The following is a 17,465-nucleotide window of genomic DNA, read 5'->3' as shown; positions in this document are numbered from 1 at the left end:
CTCCGGCGTTCATTCGGGCTCAGGGCTGGTGCACGGGCGCCTCGATTCCTCAGGTCGCGTCGTCGACCTCACCGGGTAACGAGACGGGCGAGCGTAGCGGCTCGTACGCCTCGCGGAAAGCTCGAGGGCCGAGAACCGGTCCGACGACGTCACGCAGCCAGATCGGCAGCCCTGCGATGCGCGACATCCTGTCGGTCGCGGCCCGAACGAGCTCCACCCGGGGGCGCCTGAGTCTCTCGAACTCGGCGCCCACTGCGGCCCAGTCGGAACGATTGCTCAGCAGCCCAGCGAGGACGAGGCCATCCTCGAGTCCCAGACCGGCGCCCTGCGCCCAGACCGGCCCCATGGCGTGAGCCGCGTCACCGATCAGGGTGATCCGCTGCCGACTCCAGTGCTCGGCATGCACCTCCTCCACCGGTGAGTGGTAGAGCCCGTCTCGGGTGGCCAAGGCGGCAGCGACCGCCTCTCGCACCGGTCGCGGAAAACGCGCCGAGGCGTCCGCGAGCAGTACGGGGTCGTCGATACTCACACCACGCCGGGTAGTCGATGCGTAGCCGTAGACGTTCTCCCGATCGATCGGAATGAGCAGGAAAGTATTGTCGCGACCCGACCACACGGTCCAGCACTCCACCCCGGGATTCGGCGCGAGGAAGCGCCAACTCGTGGCCGACATCAGGGAGAGGCCTACTCCGTCGTCACCCGCCACCGCAGAACGCACAGCTGAGTGGACTCCGTCCGCGCCGACGACGTAGTCGTAATCCTCGGTGGATCCTGATGCCAGCTCAACCCGAACACTCCTCTCAGCAGGATCCACTCGGACGACCTCGGTGCCCCACCGAACGGTCGTGTGAGTCGCACCCGTCCGCAGCACGTCGAGGAGCGCTGCCCTGCGCAGACAGACCGAGGCACCGACATCACCCCAGAACGACTCCTCGTCCACGGCGAACAGCACGCGACCCGATCGGGTGCGGTACTCACGTCGCCGTATCCTGCTCCCCGCCTGCGCCACCTCCTCGGCCACGCCGAGCATGTGCAGAGCTCGAAGTGCATTGCCGGGAAGGTTCATGCCGAGGCCGGATTCCGAAGGTGCCGGCATCCGCTCGACGATCGAGCACGACACTCCGCGGAGCGACAATGCTCTGGCCAGACCGAACCCGGCGATACCGCCGCCGACGATGAGCACGCCGCCTGGCATCAGCGCACCTGCTGGTCTGCCGACACGATATTGCGGTTCGTCCGGAACAGGTTGTCGGGATCGTATCGGCGTTTGATATTCGCGAGCCGCTCATAGTTCACGCCATAGCTCGCCCGCACCCGGTCATCACCCTCCTCGGCGGTTTGGAAGTTGATATACGTGCGGCCCGTCGCGAATGGGCGCTGCCGCTCCCATGCATCACGGATCCATCGTCGGTATGCGACCGCCTCAGGCTCATCCGGCTCCCACATCCCGTTCACTCCCAGGACGTAGCGGGCGTTTCTGTTGCCGACGACTCCATCGTCCTCGGCGCGTTCGTTCAGGGCGCCGCCGATATGGAGGAAACCCAGTTCCGCGCCCGGGACGGGACACTCGGCGAACTGCTCGCTGACGGTCGCGAGGAGTGCGTCGCTCAACTCGACGGCGAACTCGGTCTTCCAGTAGTAGTGCAGGCCCTTGGGCTCACCGTCGTCGAGGTAGGACTGGACCTGTGTGTACGGCTGCTCGGCGAGCAGATCCACGATCGGCGCCCCGATCGTGCGGATCGGCGCGAGCACGTCCTCGATCCGATCCAGCCCGCCGCTGTAGCAAACGGTCATGGCGCAGATCTTCCTGCCATGCCATTCCTCCGGGATGAACGGCTCCGATGGTGCCTGAATGAGGAGAAGCCATACGGCGAGCTCTCGCGGAGCCGCACTCGTCATCGTTCGGTAGGCCCGGAGAATCTCGTCAGTTCGATCGGACGGCCACGCGATGAAACCGCCGAACACCGTCGGGCCGACCTCGTGCAGCCGGAGCGTGAATCGGGTGACAACGCCGAAGTTGGCGCCGGCTCCGCGTACCGCCCAGAACAGATCGGAGTTCTCGGCGCGACTGGCGATGCGGATCTGGCTGTCCGCTGTCACGATCTCAACCTCCTCCAAGTTGTCGACCGTCCATCCGAACCGGCGGGTCAGATAGCCCAGGCCACCGCCGAGGGTGAGGCCGGCGACGCCGACCTCGGAAATGAAGCCGAGGACGGTCGCCAGCCCGTGCTCCTGGGTGGCCCGGTCGACGTCGTGGAGTAGGCACCCGGGTCCGACCTGAGCACGCATGGCGCGCGGGTCGACGGTGATGGCATCCATGAGGGACATGTCGAGGGCCAGCCCGCCGTCGGCGAGACCGGTGCCCGCGATGTTGTGACCACCGCCCTTGATGCTCAGCAGCAGTTCGTGTTCTCTCGCGAACCGAACAGCCGAAGCGACATCGCGTGCGTCGCGCGGCCGAACGACGAGGGCAGGCGACTTCGTCGTGTCGCCGTTCCAGAGTTGGATGGCTTCATTCCAGCCGTCGTCGTCGGCATGCAAGAGCGGGCCGGCAAGACCCGAGGCGAGGCCTTCGAGCTGCTCATCCGTCAGGTGAACCTCCACGCCCCTGAATCCGGTGAGGTCGAACCCGCTCATGATCGCGCCGCTTCCGACAGTACGGTTTGCCTGGTTTCCATCGTGGCCCTCCCCGGGTGTCGAGCGGGATCTCGAGCACGAGGCTAATTGTCGGCGGCGGGATGGCGCGTCGGGTGAACTGCTCACATCGTCTGCCTCGCCGAATGGGTGATTCTGCCCAGTCCGGCGCGACTGGGCCGATCAAGCCGGCGTGGCGATTGCTACAGGTCGTGCCGCGACCCGGCCGGCGGCGGCGAGGCGCGCGCGTCGCGCGCCGCGGTGACGAGTACGGCGTCGAGCTCCGGCCCAGAGCAGTCGTGTCCTGCGTGGGCGATCTCCACGAGGCGCGCATCAGGAAGAAGTTCGCAGATCTCCACTGAGGCGCTGAGCGGACTCCGCGCGTCGGCGACGCCACGCACGACGACGGTCGGCGTTCGGATCGTCGGCAGGCCAGGCCGGAGATCCTGCACCATCACGTCGAGCAGCGCCAGCGTTGTCGCGGGCCGCCAGTCGCCGAGGAGGCTGCGAACGCGAGCACGACGCTCCGGCGGCGCATCCGGCGCGAACACGGAATCGAGGAAGTCGTCGGCCCACTCTTCGATCGGGTGCTCGAGCGTGAATCGCGTCGCCGCGATGCGCTGTTCCAGCGACACAGCATCGAGGGACCCGCCCCAGCCCGCGTAGGCGCCGATGAGCACAAGTCTGCCGACGGAGGCGGGATGGTCCCTGGCGAGCAGCAGCGCAATCATCGACCCGAGCGAGAGACCCGCGACGGCGGGACTCCTCAGGCCCAGGGCGGTGATGAATCCGGATGCCGCGTCCGCCCAGTCCCCATCACTCCACCCTCGGGGCACGTCGTCCGAGGCGCCGCACCCCGGCGCATCCCACGCGATCACGTCGACGAACGGGCTGAGGGTCTCGAGCTCCTCCGCCCAGGCCCGAGAGTCCTCGAATGCACCATGGAAGAGCACGAGCGGTGCCCCGCGCCCGCGCCGTCGGTACGCGATGCGCACCCCGCCGACGACGACCTCGGCCATAGCGCGACAGTACACCTCAACGCGCCGCACGTCGCGGGCGGTCGCCCGATCGTTCAGTCGTCGACCTGAGAGGCACACATCGAAGCGGAACTCCACCGCGTTCGGCACGGAGAAACGTGACCCTTGCGAAGCTGCCGCCCGCCCGGGCCGATCGCGATCAGCGTCGCCGAGGCCCGTCGCTGCTTCGATGCTCCCGCCGTCACCGCAAGTTGACACCTGGGCCCGGTCCCAGGAGTGCCCCACGGGCAGGGCGTGGATGCGCCGGAAGGTCAGAACCATCGGCGTTGCCGAGGAGGCTGCGAAGACTGTCGTCCCAGCCGTCGATCAGGTCGAACGCGAGCGTCTTGGTGCCAGCGGCGTCGGTGACGTCGACCTGGTCGATCCAGTTCTCGTCGACGCGATGCTGTGCCGGGTCACCACGATCCGAGCGGGGTTTGCTCCGCATCGGCGATGACTCGGTCGATCCATTCGAACCGCGAGAGTTCAGCGATCGCCGCTGCCTCGAACCACCCCACTTCCGAGAGCTCGTCGGCCTCGAGCGAGTCGGGGGTGCCGACGATGCGGCAGCGGTACGCAGTGGTGACGTACGCGACGATGTCGCCGTTGTCGCAGGTGTTCACGAGTTCGGGGCCGCCGTAGGCACCCAGGATCGAGAGGATCTCGACCTCGGTGCCGAGTTCCTCACGTACCTCGCGAATCAGGGCATCCCGTGGCTCCTCGAGCGGCTCGGCGGCACCGCCGACGAAGCCCCAGCGGTCGCCATCGACGTGCTTGGCGAGGAGATACTCACCGCGTTCGTTCGTGACGACCGCGGTGACGCCGGGAAGCATCAGGAGTTGTGTGCCGATCCGGCGACGGATCTCGGTGACGTACTCGGAGGCGGGCATGCGTCGAGGCTAGGACATCCGAAGTGCCCTGCGATACGCACATCCGGGTGGGCCGTGGAATGTCAGTGGTTACTGAGACACTCTCACTATGGAGACGATCGAACTGCGACAGACCCGGCACCTCGCCGTCGGCGACACGCTCGTCAACGCCGCCGGCGCCACCTACGAGGTCACCAAGCTCACACGCATCGGCCGCGGCATCCGAGTTCAGTACACCGCCACCGACGGCGCGGCCGGGCGCTTCACCGCAGCGCCCGAAGCGATCAGCCGAGTGCTGGGTGGCCGAACAGGTGCTTCGACCTCGCACGTCGCCTGACGTCGGGCAGCGAACGAAGTGTCGATTCGTCCAGACGCTCCGGATGTACGACATCGTCGCCGGCCAGACGATGCCCGCCGTGAGTGGCAACGACGACTACCCGCTGGCCTGGATCCTCGACGTCACCTGTCACGACCAGCCCGAGTAGGCAACGGGTCGAGGCGCGCTTCAACGGCCGTCGAGCAGACGCTCATCCTCCAGGTAGGCGGTACCGAATACATCGATGCCGAGCTGTCCCAATGAGGCCAGGAGATCGCGGGCATGACGAATCCACCCTGAGTCGAATCAGAATCGCCGTCCCACCAGATCCTCAGGTCGCAATCCGCACGGAGCCCATCGACGGCGGCGCGGTTCGGTGCAAGTACGTCGACGAGGCGGCGTAAGGATCCCGTCCCCGTCTCGTCCGCTGATTCACTCGGATCATCCGAAATATCGAGGATCCACACCGAGCGGCCCGTGGAAGCGCGCTTCTTGTTCGCAGCGCTCGCCGATCGACGCATCACTCGAAGACCGGCGAGACGAACCGCCGCTCGTAGCGACGGATGCACTTCGTCTCGGCGGCGAACTGGATTGCCTCGACGCATTCCGGGTCGTCGGCGGCGGCCAGCCGGTATCGCTCGTAGTCGGCGAGCGAGGGGAAGGTGAACAGCGCGAATGCCTCATCACTGTCGCCTTCGCTCGGCAGGAAGTAGCCGTGATGCACGCCGCCGAGCTTGTTGACCAGGCGGATCCAACGCTGGCCGTACTCACGGAATTCGGCGAGCTTGTCGGCGTCGATTTCGTATCGCAGGTGCACGGTGATCACGAGTTCGGCTCATTTCAGGTCGGGCGGGCTGTCGCGGCTCCCGTCATGGGAGGCCGCGCTCAATTCAGATGGTCTCACGTGACGAACACCGATCCGCGTAACCTGAAGAATGGGCCGCGATTCGCGCGGACCGACGAAAGGCTCCCGTGAACATCATCCTCCTTCGACGTTTCGTCGCAGTCGCCGAGGAGTTGCACTTCCCGCGTGCCGCAGACGCCCTCGGCATCCCGCTCGCTTCGCTCTACTCGTCGATCGAGAAACTCGAAACCGAGGTCGGGCACCCGCTCTTCACCCGGCACGGCGAAACCCAGCTGACCAAGGTCGGAATCCTCTTCCTCGACGAGGCCAGGGCGGAGCTCGCCACGGCTCCCGTTGCCGCCGAGGCACCCGTGGTGAAGGCCGGCGGCAAGGCGAAAGCCTCGAAGGGCAAGGGCCGTGCCCCCGTCGTGAAGGGGCAGCCCAAGCCGTACAAGAGACGTCAGGGGCGCTGATCCGAAAGTGCGTTGACGCGGGAAAGTCCTCACTGCGATCTCAGACAAGGGAGTCCGCCCGAGTTCAGAACGACCGCACGCCTCCTGAACTCGGGAAGGTGCGTCACGTCAGCAGCTCACTGCGCACTTCGGAGGCGCGCTCAAGAAGGCCTTCGATCAGGCGACTTACCCCCGCGCAACGCGCATCGGCTCAGCCGCCGGTGCAGCGCAGAGTCCCGCTTGGAGCGGAGACAGCGCCTGGTTCTTCGGTTTAGAACGAACGCTCGACGGTTTGGCAGCACTCATCGACGGGCGCAAAGACACATCAGTTTCGGCAGACGAGGCACGAACGCTTCGATGGGCTCACCGAGCATGGTGGCCAAAACCACTCCTCTGAGGAATGCGCCTCAGCGTGGCCGTAGTCCCGTCAGCGCAATGGCGAGCACACCGTCGGCGAATTTCTCGTCCAGGTCACCGGTTCGCAACAGCCAGCGGTGGAAGATCGACCCGAACAGCAATTCAACCGCCAGTCCCGGATCCACGGACTCGTCGACCTGGCCGGCCCGGATACCGACCGTGATCCGTGCGGCGATCGCATCGAGCTGCGGGCGGAGCAGCCGACGCACCAGTTCCTCGGCGACCACGATGTCGGTCTGGATCTCTGCGATTATCGCGCGTTGAAGGCGGTCGCTGGCCGGCTCGATCAGTGCGGCGACGGCTTCCCGGAGCACCAACCGAAGATCGGATTCGAAATCTCCGGTGTCCGGCAGCGTGACCAAGCCCGCCTCCTGCGAGTTGGCATCCAGGATCGCGTCGAAGAGCACGGCGGCCTTCGAACGCCACCATCGATAGATCGTCTGCTTGCCTACGCCCGCTGCGGCGGCGATTCCCTCCATGGTCAGCCGGGTGTATCCCACCTCGGCAATGAGGTCCCGCGTCGCGTCGAGAATCGCCCGACGGGCTCGGTCGCTTCGCCGAGTGACGTCGGGGCCAGGCGCACCGGAAAGCGCGGGGCCCGAAGGGATGGAAGCCATGGAGTCATGCTACATCCCGGCGAGACGAGACGCACCGTCTTGACAGTGCGATCAGCCACATATATTCTGACGAGACGAACCGTATCGTTGGAAGGAACTCAATATGACCCAAGCGTCACGCTCTACTCGCACCTGGCTCATTACCGGAGCCGGGCGCGGGCTCGGCCGGGCATTTGCGCAGGCAGCCCTGCAACAAGGAGATCGCGTCGTCGGAACGGTTCGCCACCCCGGAGCGATGGCGGACCTGCAGGCCCGCCACCCGAACTCGGTGCAGGAGATCCTGCTCGATGTCCGTGACGCCGCCGCAGTCGCCACTGCTGTCGATAACGCGGCGCAGGTCTTCGGCGGCATCGACATCGTCGTCAATAACGCGGGCGGCGGGCTCGTCGGAGCCATCGAAGAGCTCGACGAACAGCAGGCCCGTGATCATCTCGACCTGAATCTGTTCGGCGCGATGTGGGTCTGTCGGGCTGCGATCCCACACCTGCGGGCCCGCGGTGGTGGCGATATCGTGCAGATTTCGACGGTCGGTGCCATCGGCTCGATGCCGACGTTTGGCCTGTATAACGCGGGCAAGTGGGCGCTCGAAGGTTTCAGCGAAGCCCTGTCTGCCGAGGTCGCACAGTTCAAGATCCACGTGACAATCGCCCAACTCGGCGGATTCGCAACCGACTGGGCAGGGTCGAGCATGTCATTCGCGACCCCGAAAACGGAGTATGACGATCTCCGCAATGCGATGTTCGGCACTGCGGAGATCCCTTGGCCGACAGTCGACCCCGATGCGCCTTCGACAGACACCGATCCGCGCACTGCGGCCGAAGCGCTGGTCGCACACCTGTCAGACCCCGACCGCCCTCTGCGGGTGCTGATCGGTGACGATGCACGAGAGCATGCAGCCCTGGCGTACACCTCCCGCCGCGATTCCTACGGTGAAGGCAGGGACTTCAACTGGCCGTCGTGAACACCGGGATCCAAGGTTCAGTCCCACCCCGCTCCTGTGCCGTCAATGGCACGATACCGTCGGTACATGGTGGAGATTCACGGACTCGACGACCTTCTGGCGGCATTGAACGCCGGGGAGACGATCCCGGGAAGTTCGCCGCACCACGCAGCCATGCACGCCACGAGCCAGGAGTCGCTGCGTATCACCGCCGAGCTCAACGGGCGATACCACTCTCCCGATGGGGTACGAGCCCTGATGAGTGAACTGACCGGGCGCGAGGTCCCCGAGTCCTTCCAGCTCTTCCCGCCATTCAGCGCTGACTTCGGCAAGAACATCCGCTTCGGTGAGGATGTGTTTGTCAACAGCGGTTGCCGGTTCCAGGACCAGGGCGGAATCGATATTGGCGATGGCGCGCTCATCGGCCACAACGCCGTCATTACGACGTTGAACCACGACATGTCGCCCAGTCGACGTGCTGACATGCACCCGGCGCGAGTAGTCATCGGCCGAGGCGTGTGGTTCGGGGCGAACGTGACGGTACTACCGGGCGTGTCGATCGGCGATGGGGCGGTAGTGGGCGCGGGTGCGGTCGTCACGAAGGACGTACCTGCGGGGGCAGTGGTCGTTGGCGTGCCAGCGAAGCAGGTCGGCACGGTGTCGGACGGGTAGTCGAAGCGCACTGTCCGCAACGATGCGGTCGTATTGGCTCATCGCGTGCGGAAACTAGGCAACTCCGCTCAGCCAATCGACTGCGCAGCGTTATTGCACGAGCGGAACTCACGCGTTGAAGCGGAACTCCACGACGTTCAGTCACTAAACAACCTCAGCGCAGCCTCTCTTGGTCGTCGCTGGCTGAGGTCGGCCATGGCTCTCGCCCTGCCACGTTCGGCAACAACTCAGCCAGTTCTGCGAGGCCTTGCACGAAACCACTGGCCCAGACGACGGCTTCTTCAACGGACGACAACACGTCGAGGCCTTCGACTGCTTCCGCATAGAGAGTGCCCCAATGGTCACCTGCGACGATGAGCGGCGGCCAGGTTCGTTGCCGCCGGTAGTTGAAGAGCCGGACGCACGTCGCGGCTACCCGTGCAAGGTCGAGATCCTTACTCTTGTCGAGAAGTTGGAGGTCAACGAGGTCGCGAGCACGTTCGCTTCCCTCACTGGAAACGGCGTGGAACTTCTGTGACTCGCGCAGCATCAAGATCCAAGCAAGAACGGCGAGAGCACCTGGCAAATCATTCAGTCACCGAGAGTGCGACGGTCGACCGAGCTCTGAAACGGATCAGGTAGCCGTCGGGTTCAGTCACGAGAAATTGCCGTACCCCTGCATGTTCACCGTCGCTCACGCGGTAGCGCTTCGTCCCAGGCTGCGAGGAGGAAGCGCAATACATTTGGCCCAAGACGTTGAACCGGAACGCGACTACACGTTGAAGCGGAACTCCACCACGTCGCCGTCGTGCATGACGTAGTCCTTGCCCTCCATGCGGGCCTTGCCTTTGGCGCGGGCCTCAGCGACCGAACCGGTCTCGACGAGGTCGGCGAAGGAGATGACCTCGGCCTTGATGAAGCCGCGCTCGAAGTCGGTGTGGATGACGCCCGCGGCCTGCGGCGCCTTCGTGCCCTTCGGGATCGTCCAGGCGCGCGACTCCTTCGGTCCGGCCGTCAGGTAGGTCTGCAGGCCGAGGGTGTCGAAGCCGATGCGGGCGAGCTGGTCGAGACCTGACTCCTCCTGCCCGGTCGAGGCCAGCAGTTCTGCGGCGTCGGCGGGGTCGAGGTCGATGAGCTCGGACTCGATCTTCGCATCGAGGAAGACCGCCTCGGCGGGAGCGACGAGCGCTGCGAGCTCGGCCTTCTTCGCGGCATCCGTCAGCACCGCCTCGTCGACGTTGAAGACGTAGATGAACGGCTTCGCCGTCAGCAGGCCGAGTTCCTTGATGGGCGCGAGGTCGACGGATGCTGCGGAGAGCGGCGTGCCCTTCTGCAGCTCCTCCTGCGCGGCCTTCGCAGCTTCGAGCACCGAGGGGTCGATCTTCTTGCCCTTGAGCTCCTTCTCGAAGCGCGGGATGGCGCGCTCGAGCGTCTCGAGGTCGGCGAGGATCAGCTCGGTGTTGATCGTCTCCATGTCGGACTTCGGGTCGACGGCACCCTCGACGTGCACGACGTCGTCGTCGGTGAAGCCGCGCACGACCTGCGCGATGGCGTCGGCCTCGCGGATGTTCGCGAGGAACTTGTTACCGAGCCCTTCGCCTTCGGAGGCGCCGCGCACGATGCCTGCGATGTCGACGAACGAGACGACGGCGGGCAGGATTCGCTCCGAGTTGAAGATCTCAGCGAGCGTCTCGAGCCGCGGGTCGGGCAGATTCACCACGCCGATGTTCGGTTCGATCGTCGCGAAGGGATAGTTCGCCGCGAGCACCTGGTTTTTGGTGAGTGCGTTGAACAGGGTGGACTTGCCGACGTTGGGCAGGCCGACGATGCCGATAGTGAGAGCCACGGGGGTCTATCGTACCGGCAGGCTGCCCGGGGCATCCGCTCGGCTGCGTCCCCCGACCCTGAGGGTCAGGTAGACGCCGACGATCACGAGTGCTCCGCCCGCCATCGTGATGGGCTCGAGCGACTGGCCGAGCAGCACCGCGATGAGCACCGTGAAGACCGGCAGCAGGTTCAGGAAGATGCCGGCGCGGGCCGGGCCGACCGCTCCCGCGCCGAGGTTCCAGAACGCATACCCGAGCATCGACGGGAAGATCACGATGTACGCGAGCCCAAGTGCGCCGCCCGTCGAGGCGGGGAGCGTGACGCCGACGACGGCGATGAGCGGCAGCATCGTCACGACGGCCATCACAGCTTGCACCGCGGTCGCCGTGATCGGCGGGGTGGTGAGTCGCCGGGAGAGGATCGAGTACGCGCACCACGAGATGACGGCCGCCACGATGAGGAGGTCGCCGATCTGGAAGCCCTGCCGCACGACGGCGATCACGTCGCCGCCGGTGAGCACGAGCAAGACGCCCGCGAACGCGACGACGAGACCGGCGATCTGCGGGCCCCGCAGCCGCTCGTGCAGGAAGATCGCCGCAGCGAGCGCGATCGTCGCGGGGTTGATCGCCGAGATGACGGAGGCGTTCACGGCCCCGGTGAGCCCGAGCCCGCTGTAGAGGAACAGGGTGTAGCCGGTGAGACCGAGCACCGAGAGCAGCAAGTGCCACGGCCACTCGCGGGCGGCGCCGCGCCAGTCGGGGCGTTCGATCGCCCACGCGAGCACGAGCAGCGGAACCGCGGCGAACGCCCAGCGCCAGAAGGTGAGCGAGGCGGGCGAGATCTCGGCCGTGACCATCTCTGCCGAGATGTAGTTGCCCGCCCAGAAGAGATTGGCGAGCGCGAGTGCCAGGTACGCCCGTCCGCGATTCATCCCGTTCACGATACGGGCATGCCGCGGTTCACTTCGCGAGTACGGTGCGGAAGCACCGGGTGACGTACGGCACGACGAGCTCCTCGGCGCCCGCGAGGTCGGGATGCGTCGTGAGCAGCGTCTCGAGGGCCGCGATGGTCGCCTTCTGTTCGTCGGATGACGCGGTGATGAAGTAGCTGCGGGAACGCACGAGGTCGAGGAACCCCTCACGAGACATCCGTGCGCCCCATTCGACGGTATGTTCGGCGATCTCGCCGAACGGCGGCCCGACCTTCGCGTAGCTCTCGAACGTCGCGCTCGCATCGTGCCGCTCGTGCATGATCTCACCCGCCTCGCGCAGCCAGTCGACGCTCGTGTCGCGACTGTTCCACACGAGGCCGAGCACGCCGCCGGGTTTCAGCACCCGGGCGATCTCGGGGACCGCACGATCGGGCTGGAACCAGTGCCACGCCTGACCGGCGACGACCGCGTCGACCGCGGCGTCTTCGATCGGGATGTCTTCAGCCGTGCCGAGAATGCGCGGAACCCCGGGTACCGCGACCTCGAGTTCCTCGAGCATCTCCTCGACGGGGTCGACTGCGATCACCTCGCGGTCGAGCGCGACGAGCGCTTCAGTCAGCTTGCCGGTGCCTGCGCCGAGGTCGAGCACGCGCGTCGCATCGCCGATGAGCCAGGCGACGGCTTCCATCGGATAGCCGGGCCGGGCCTGATGGTAGACGGATGCCGCGGCGCCGAACGAGCGCGCACTCTCGAGTGTCTCGGGGTCGGTCGGGTCGGCGACGAGACCGTGCTCGCGCGCCGCAGCCGCCTCGGGATTCTCGTTCATTCTCAACCTCTCCTCCCTGAGCCCGTCGAAGGGAACCTCCCGCTCAGTGGTGCCATTCCACGCCCTGCCCGGGGCATCCGTCAACCTCGGCGTTCTCGGCGCGGGCGGTGGGCGGTGTCAGCCCGGCGTGCGACGATGCCTGTGTGCCACTGGACTTCACCGCGATCGACTTCGAAACCGCCAACTCCTCTGGCGCCTCCGCCTGTTCGGTCGGCCTCGTGAAGGTGCGAGACGGGCAGGTCGTCGATCGCGAGCACTGGTACATCCGCCCTCCGTTCCCGCACAACGAGTTCTCTGAGTGGAACGTCCGCATCCACGGCATCACCCCCGACATGGTCGCGGGTGCATCGGACTGGCGGGTGCACCTGCCGGCGCTCCGGGAGTTCGCCGGCGATGACATGCTGGTCGCGCACAACGCCGGTTTCGACATGGGCGTCATCGCCAAGACCTCGACCGCATTCAGCCTCGACGTGCCCGATTTCCGCTACCTCTGCAGCCTGCAGGTCGCCCGGCGCACCTACCACCTCGACTCCTACCGGTTGCCGGTCGCGGCGATGGCCGCGGGCTTCGAGAGCTTCTCGCATCACGACGCGCTCGCCGATGCCGAGGCGTGCGCCGCGATCGTCGTGCACGCCGCGACTCGCCACGAGGTCGACGATCTCGACCGGCTCGCCCACATCACCCGCGTGAAGATCGGCGCGATCGGGCCGGTGGCCACGCGCGATGATCGTGCCGCGCACGGCCCCATGGCGCTGCAGTAGTCACCCTTCTCTGCCCTTTCCCGCTGGCCCCTCCCCCGCTGGCCCCTCCCCCGCTGGCCCCTCCCCGCTGGCCGAGTAGCGAGCGCCAGCGAGCGTATCGAGACCCCGCCGCCGGTCGAGTAGCGACCGACGAAGGAGGCCACGTATCGAGACGCTCCGCCCGCGCCGACGCCCGATGTCGGCAGCCCCTGCGACACTGTCGACATGGACATCCTCGCCCTCGTCATCGGCCTCATCGTCGGCGGTGCCATCGGCGCACTCGTGGCCGCGCTGCTCATTCAGCGCCGCACCACCGCCACCCCCACCGAAGACCCCGCGCTGATCGAGGCACGCCACCAAGCGCAACTCGCCGAGGTCCGTGCTGCCGAGGCTGCGGCGCTCGCCGAGCAGCGAGCCCACGAGCAAGAGGTGCGCGCGAGCCTGCAGGCCGAGCTCGCCTCGACGCTCTCCACTGTCGACGCCCTCGAAAAGCAGATCGACGAGCATCGCGCCCGCTACCGCGACCTCGTCGAGCAGCAGCGCACCGACCAGACCGAGCGAACCGAGCGGGAGAAGCGCGAGAGCGCAGTGCTCCAGGCGCTCAGCCCCGTTCGCGAGACACTGCAGACGATGCAGACCAAGGTCACCGAGCTCGAGCGCCAGCGCAGTGAGCAGTACGGCTCGCTCGCCGAGCAACTCAAGCAGGCTCAGGTCTCCGGCGCCGAACTGCGTGCCACGACCGAGTCGCTCGCGTCCGCGCTGCGCTCGAACAGCACGCGCGGTGTGTGGGGGGAGACTCAGCTGCGACGCGTCGTCGAGGCCGCAGGCCTCACGCAATACGTCGACTTCTACACCCAGCAGAGCATCGTGACCGATGCCGGCTCCGGCCGGCCCGATATGGTGGTGCGCCTGCCCGGCGGCAAGTCCATCCCGCTCGATGCCAAGGTGCCGCTCGAGCACTACCTCGAAGCGAGCCAGATTCCCGTCACCGCCACCGGCGACGAAGGCGCCCGTCGCAAAGAACTCGTGAACCGCCATGTGAAGGCCGTGCGCGGCCACATCGACGCGCTCGCGAAGAAGACGTACTGGGAGGGGCTCGACGCCAGCCCCGAATTCGTCATCGCGTTCATCCCGAGCGAGTCACTGCTGTCATCCGCACTCGAGGCCGATCCGGCGCTTCTCGACTACGCGTTCGGCAAGCGCGTCGCGCTCGCGTCACCCGTGAACCTCTGGGCTGTGCTGAAGACAGTGGCGTTCACGTGGCAGCAGCAGGCCGTCTCCAACGAGGCGAAGAAACTCTTCGACCTGGGCAACACCCTCTACCAGCGCATCGGCACCCTCGCAGGGCACGCCGATGGGCTGCGCAAGGCCATCGAACGCACGGTCGACAGCTACAACAAGTTTGCGAACTCGCTCGAGACTCGTGTGCTGGTCACCGCCCGACAGTTCCCGGGCATCGACGAGACGAAGATCGAGCTGCTCACGACCCCTGCTGCCGTGCACGAGCAGCCGCGTCGGCTGACGGCACCCGAGGTCACGGGCGGCGACACCGCCGACGCCTTCGACGAACGCGACGCCGAGGGCGAACCGCTCCTCGAGCTCGACCCCGACATCCGTTCGATCTGACGGTCTGGCCGGGTACTCGGCCGTCGGGTGACAGATCTCAGTCGTAGTACAGGTCGAGGCTCTCGCTCAGTCGATCCCGTTCTCGCAGACGCCGACCCGCGCCTTTCGCGCTGGCAGTGGTCATTGTGACGAGCAGGTGTATGACGAGCGCAACCGTCGTCGGCGAGTTCGCGAACGACGCACTCTCGGTGTTGACGATCAACGTTTCCTGCGCCACGGAAACGAGCGGCGCGTCCGGTGAATCGGTGATGACGATGACGGTGCCGCCCGCCTCGGCGAAGCGACGCGCGATGTCGACGGTGTACCTGCGGTACCGCGCGAGCGAAATCGCCACGAGCACGTCGGTCGAGCGTACGTCGCTCAGCACGTCCAGCGGACGCACGATGGTGCCGTCCATGAGCGTGACGTTCGCGAGGCCGGCGCTCAAGTCGATCGCGAGCAGCGACGCGTACGTGAACGACTTGGCCGCGCCGAGGATGAACCGTCGACGGGATGCGACGATCAGCGCCGCGACGCGCTCGAAGGAACCGTCGTCGCGCGCCCATTCCAGCGCGGCGAGGTAGTGCTCGCGTTCCTGGTCGACGATGCGGCGCTTGAGGAGGATCGCGGAGCGGCGCTGCAGGCGCGCGTCGAACCGCTCATGAGGACTTCCGAGACCTTCTGGCGACATGTCACCCCTTCCGATGCCATCGTGCCCGGTCGGCGCGGCGCGGACAACCGCGACACCCCGGATTGGGGGTATGTGCGCCGGTTCACCCGATCGCGAGGTGCGGTGTAGCGCCCGCATGGAGCGTGCCGCGCACCCCGAGCGGGATGCTCGATGCGTGTGGCCCGTGGCCGAAGCCGAGTTCCCAGACCAGTGGAATGCCGAGCGGAACGAGCATCTCCTCCACGAGGGCGCGCACCTCGGCGAGTTCGCCGCACGTCTTCCAACTCCCTAGTGCGATGCCGGCCAGCCCGTCGAACCACCCCGCCCGGAGCAACGAGGAGAGCAGCCCGTCGAGACGATAGACCTCCTCATCGACGTCTTCGAGCAACGCGATGCACCCGCCGTTGTCGGGTGTCCGGCGCCCTCGAGCCCCGAGTGTCATGGCGAGCAGACTGAGGTTGCCGCCGACCAGTCGGCCGCTCGCCTCACCGGAGACGAGCGTCTCGGCGGCAGGTCCGCTGTAACGCCGGCCATCGACGGGCTCGAAGACCGCACATCTGAGACTCGAGATGGCTTCGGGATCGTCGAGCAGGTCGGCGGTCGACAGCATCGGGGTGAACCAGGTGGCGAGGCCGAGATGCTCGAACCAGTACTCGTGAATGCCGGTGATGTCGGAACTGCCGTACAGCGGCTTCGGTCTCGCGGTGGCGAGTGACTCAGGGTCGAGTAGATCGAGGATGCGGACCGATCCGTACCCACCCCGCGCGCAGAACACGGCGTCGATCGTCGCGTCGCACCAGGCCTCCTGCAGGTCAGTCGCCCGCTGCCGGTCGGGGCCGGCGAGATAACGCGCTCTCGGGTGCGCTGCAGTCGCGCTCGGGTACACGACGGGATCGAGTCCCCATGTCGCCAGCAGGTCGACTGAGCGCGCGAGCAGCTCCGCCGGTGGCGGTCCGCTCGGTGCGACGAGGGCGACGCGGGCTCCGGGAGCGAGCGGTCCGAGTTCAGCGGCGGTCATCGCGGGCATCTCTTCCTTCAGTTGGGTGGCAAGCATACGTTCCGCATTCTGCTGCAACGACAACCCGGTTGGGCCATCGAACCACGAAATCGATGAGCACGGGTGCGGAATCAAGCCGGGCGATTGCGCGGGCGTTGCTCGATGATACGGTGCGTAACAGGCGCACTCATGACTTTCCGACTCTCCGGCGCCACAGACCCCCGAAGGAGCCGGCATGGCCGATCAGTGGACGTTGCAGGGCCTCGATGACGCGATCTCGGACGACGCCGAGAACCTCGGGCCGGTCGAGTGGTCCGCCGCCGTCGCAGATGCTCGTACGGGCGGCGTGCTCTGGTCCCACGACGCTGAGCGGGTGCTGAAGACCGCGAGCGTGGGCAAGGTGTTCCTCCTCATCGAAGCGGCACGTCGAGCGGAAGCCGGCGAGCTCGACCTCGACGAGCGCGTGCAGCGCACTCCGGAAGATCTGGTCGCCGACTCCGGTCTCTGGCATCTCCTCGACGCCGGTGACCTGACGATCCGCGACGCGTGCTCGCTGATCGGCGCAGTCAGCGACAACCTCGCGACCAACGTCCTCGTGCGCCGACTCGGCATCAACCGAATCGGGCAGACCAGTCAGGCGCTCGGGTTCACCGGCTCGGCGCTGCTCGACCGCGTGCGTGAAGACCGCGGCCCGGAGCATCCGCCAACCCTGTCGCGCGGCAACGCGGCCGAACTCGTACGGCTCATGGCCGATCTCTCCCGCGGCCGGATCATCTCACCGGCGGTCTCGGCACGCGTGCTCGATTGGCTCGCGCTCAACACAGACCAGTCGATGGTCGCCGCTCCGTTCGGCGTCGATCCGCTCGCCCACACCGAACCCGACAACGGCTTCGTGCTGCGCAACAAGACCGGCACGATCAGCACCGCACGCATCGACATCGGCGTCTGCGATATCGCCGACGGCGGCGGGCTCGCGTGGGCAGTGCTCGCGAACTGGAGCGACGCGGTCGACGGGCGGGATGCCGTGCTCGCACGCATGACGGCTATCGGAACGATACTGCGTGGCGCACTCGAGGAATCGGCCGCGACCACCGCGAACGCCGGGTGACGCGC

General features: G+C 66.7%; 20 protein-coding genes. 7 read left to right on the top strand and 13 right to left on the bottom strand.

What is annotated here, in order from left to right:
• Positions 1–49 precede the first annotated feature (49 nt).
• The 5 genes from AC1C2T_RS12510 to AC1C2T_RS12490 form a co-directional block, all read right to left on the bottom strand.
• The gene (locus AC1C2T_RS12510) at positions 50–1,195 is read right to left on the bottom strand and encodes an FAD-dependent monooxygenase (protein ID WP_495385527.1); all 1,146 of its coding nucleotides are present in this window, start codon (positions 1,193–1,195) and stop codon (positions 50–52) included.
• Positions 1,195–2,637, bottom strand: coding sequence for an FAD-binding oxidoreductase (locus AC1C2T_RS12505; RefSeq protein WP_495385526.1), 1,443 nt, complete (start codon positions 2,635–2,637; stop codon positions 1,195–1,197). The genes AC1C2T_RS12510 and AC1C2T_RS12505 overlap by 1 nt, the downstream gene beginning before the upstream one ends.
• A gap of 200 nt (positions 2,638–2,837) precedes the next feature.
• The gene (locus tag AC1C2T_RS12500) at positions 2,838–3,653 is read right to left on the bottom strand and encodes an alpha/beta fold hydrolase (protein WP_495360670.1); all 816 of its coding nucleotides are present in this window, start codon (positions 3,651–3,653) and stop codon (positions 2,838–2,840) included.
• Positions 3,654–3,852: 199 nt separating this feature from the next.
• On the bottom strand, positions 3,853–4,098 hold the full coding sequence (locus AC1C2T_RS12495) for a hypothetical protein (RefSeq protein WP_495385525.1): 246 nt from the start codon (positions 4,096–4,098) through the stop codon (positions 3,853–3,855).
• A complete protein-coding gene (locus tag AC1C2T_RS12490; protein WP_495385524.1) occupies positions 4,067–4,540 on the bottom strand; it encodes an NUDIX domain-containing protein in 474 nt (157 codons plus the stop codon). The genes AC1C2T_RS12495 and AC1C2T_RS12490 overlap by 32 nt, the downstream gene beginning before the upstream one ends.
• 88 nt (positions 4,541–4,628) lie before the next feature.
• On the opposite strand from AC1C2T_RS12490, the gene AC1C2T_RS12485 reads away from it, so the two are divergent.
• A complete protein-coding gene (locus AC1C2T_RS12485) occupies positions 4,629–4,856 on the top strand; it encodes a hypothetical protein (RefSeq protein WP_495385523.1) in 228 nt (75 codons plus the stop codon).
• A gap of 499 nt (positions 4,857–5,355) precedes the next feature.
• Here AC1C2T_RS12485 and AC1C2T_RS12480 read toward each other — a convergent pair whose 3' ends face one another.
• Positions 5,356–5,661 carry an NIPSNAP family protein gene (locus AC1C2T_RS12480; RefSeq protein ID WP_495385522.1) on the bottom strand — a complete coding sequence of 102 codons (306 nt, stop codon included), beginning with the start codon at positions 5,659–5,661 and terminating at the stop codon, positions 5,356–5,358.
• A gap of 146 nt (positions 5,662–5,807) precedes the next feature.
• Here AC1C2T_RS12480 and AC1C2T_RS12475 point away from each other — a divergent pair, with 146 nt between their 5' ends.
• A complete protein-coding gene (locus AC1C2T_RS12475; protein WP_495385521.1) occupies positions 5,808–6,152 on the top strand; it encodes a LysR family transcriptional regulator in 345 nt (114 codons plus the stop codon).
• A 386-nt stretch (positions 6,153–6,538) separates the two neighbouring features.
• Here the strand turns inward: AC1C2T_RS12475 and AC1C2T_RS12470 are convergent, their stop codons facing one another.
• Complete coding sequence (locus AC1C2T_RS12470) at positions 6,539–7,165, bottom strand: TetR/AcrR family transcriptional regulator (protein WP_495385520.1); 627 nt, start codon at positions 7,163–7,165, stop codon at positions 6,539–6,541.
• A 103-nt stretch (positions 7,166–7,268) separates the two neighbouring features.
• On the opposite strand from AC1C2T_RS12470, the gene AC1C2T_RS12465 reads away from it, so the two are divergent.
• Together AC1C2T_RS12465 and AC1C2T_RS12460 are read left to right on the top strand one after the other, a co-directional pair.
• Positions 7,269–8,126: an SDR family NAD(P)-dependent oxidoreductase gene (locus AC1C2T_RS12465; RefSeq protein WP_495385519.1), complete on the top strand. Its 858-nt coding sequence runs from the start codon at positions 7,269–7,271 to the stop codon at positions 8,124–8,126.
• 66 nt (positions 8,127–8,192) lie between these two features.
• Entirely contained in the window at positions 8,193–8,777 is a 585-nt protein-coding gene (locus AC1C2T_RS12460; protein WP_495360678.1) for a DapH/DapD/GlmU-related protein, read from the top strand.
• A 154-nt stretch (positions 8,778–8,931) separates the two neighbouring features.
• Here the strand turns inward: AC1C2T_RS12460 and AC1C2T_RS12455 are convergent, their stop codons facing one another.
• From AC1C2T_RS12455 to AC1C2T_RS12440, 4 genes are all read right to left on the bottom strand, one after another.
• Positions 8,932–9,306 carry a hypothetical protein gene (locus AC1C2T_RS12455; RefSeq protein ID WP_495385518.1) on the bottom strand — a complete coding sequence of 125 codons (375 nt, stop codon included), beginning with the start codon at positions 9,304–9,306 and terminating at the stop codon, positions 8,932–8,934.
• Positions 9,307–9,528: 222 nt separating this feature from the next.
• Positions 9,529–10,602, bottom strand: coding sequence for a redox-regulated ATPase YchF (gene ychF / locus AC1C2T_RS12450; protein WP_495385517.1), 1,074 nt, complete (start codon positions 10,600–10,602; stop codon positions 9,529–9,531).
• Between the two features lie 6 nt (positions 10,603–10,608).
• Entirely contained in the window at positions 10,609–11,514 is a 906-nt protein-coding gene (locus AC1C2T_RS12445; protein ID WP_495385516.1) for a DMT family transporter, read from the bottom strand.
• Positions 11,515–11,542: 28 nt separating this feature from the next.
• Entirely contained in the window at positions 11,543–12,340 is a 798-nt protein-coding gene (locus AC1C2T_RS12440; RefSeq protein WP_495385515.1) for a class I SAM-dependent methyltransferase, read from the bottom strand.
• Between the two features lie 143 nt (positions 12,341–12,483).
• Here AC1C2T_RS12440 and AC1C2T_RS12435 point away from each other — a divergent pair, with 143 nt between their 5' ends.
• Together AC1C2T_RS12435 and AC1C2T_RS12430 are read left to right on the top strand one after the other, a co-directional pair.
• Positions 12,484–13,101 carry a 3'-5' exonuclease gene (locus tag AC1C2T_RS12435; RefSeq protein WP_495385514.1) on the top strand — a complete coding sequence of 206 codons (618 nt, stop codon included), beginning with the start codon at positions 12,484–12,486 and terminating at the stop codon, positions 13,099–13,101.
• Positions 13,102–13,305: 204 nt separating this feature from the next.
• Positions 13,306–14,706 carry a DNA recombination protein RmuC gene (locus AC1C2T_RS12430; protein WP_495385513.1) on the top strand — a complete coding sequence of 467 codons (1,401 nt, stop codon included), beginning with the start codon at positions 13,306–13,308 and terminating at the stop codon, positions 14,704–14,706.
• A 37-nt stretch (positions 14,707–14,743) separates the two neighbouring features.
• On the opposite strand, the gene AC1C2T_RS12425 is transcribed toward AC1C2T_RS12430, so the two are convergent.
• Positions 14,744–15,376, bottom strand: coding sequence for a MurR/RpiR family transcriptional regulator (locus tag AC1C2T_RS12425; protein ID WP_495385512.1), 633 nt, complete (start codon positions 15,374–15,376; stop codon positions 14,744–14,746).
• Positions 15,377–15,458: 82 nt separating this feature from the next.
• Positions 15,459–16,409: a S66 peptidase family protein gene (locus AC1C2T_RS12420; protein ID WP_495385511.1), complete on the bottom strand. Its 951-nt coding sequence runs from the start codon at positions 16,407–16,409 to the stop codon at positions 15,459–15,461.
• 178 nt (positions 16,410–16,587) lie between these two features.
• On the opposite strand from AC1C2T_RS12420, the gene AC1C2T_RS12415 reads away from it, so the two are divergent.
• A complete protein-coding gene (locus tag AC1C2T_RS12415; RefSeq protein WP_495360687.1) occupies positions 16,588–17,460 on the top strand; it encodes a serine hydrolase in 873 nt (290 codons plus the stop codon).
• Positions 17,461–17,465: the final 5 nt, after the last annotated feature.

This window comes from Agromyces sp. Y558 (assembly GCF_059445415.1).
Note: the sequence above shows the minus strand (reverse complement) of the source record. Positions and strands in the feature narration are given on the sequence as shown.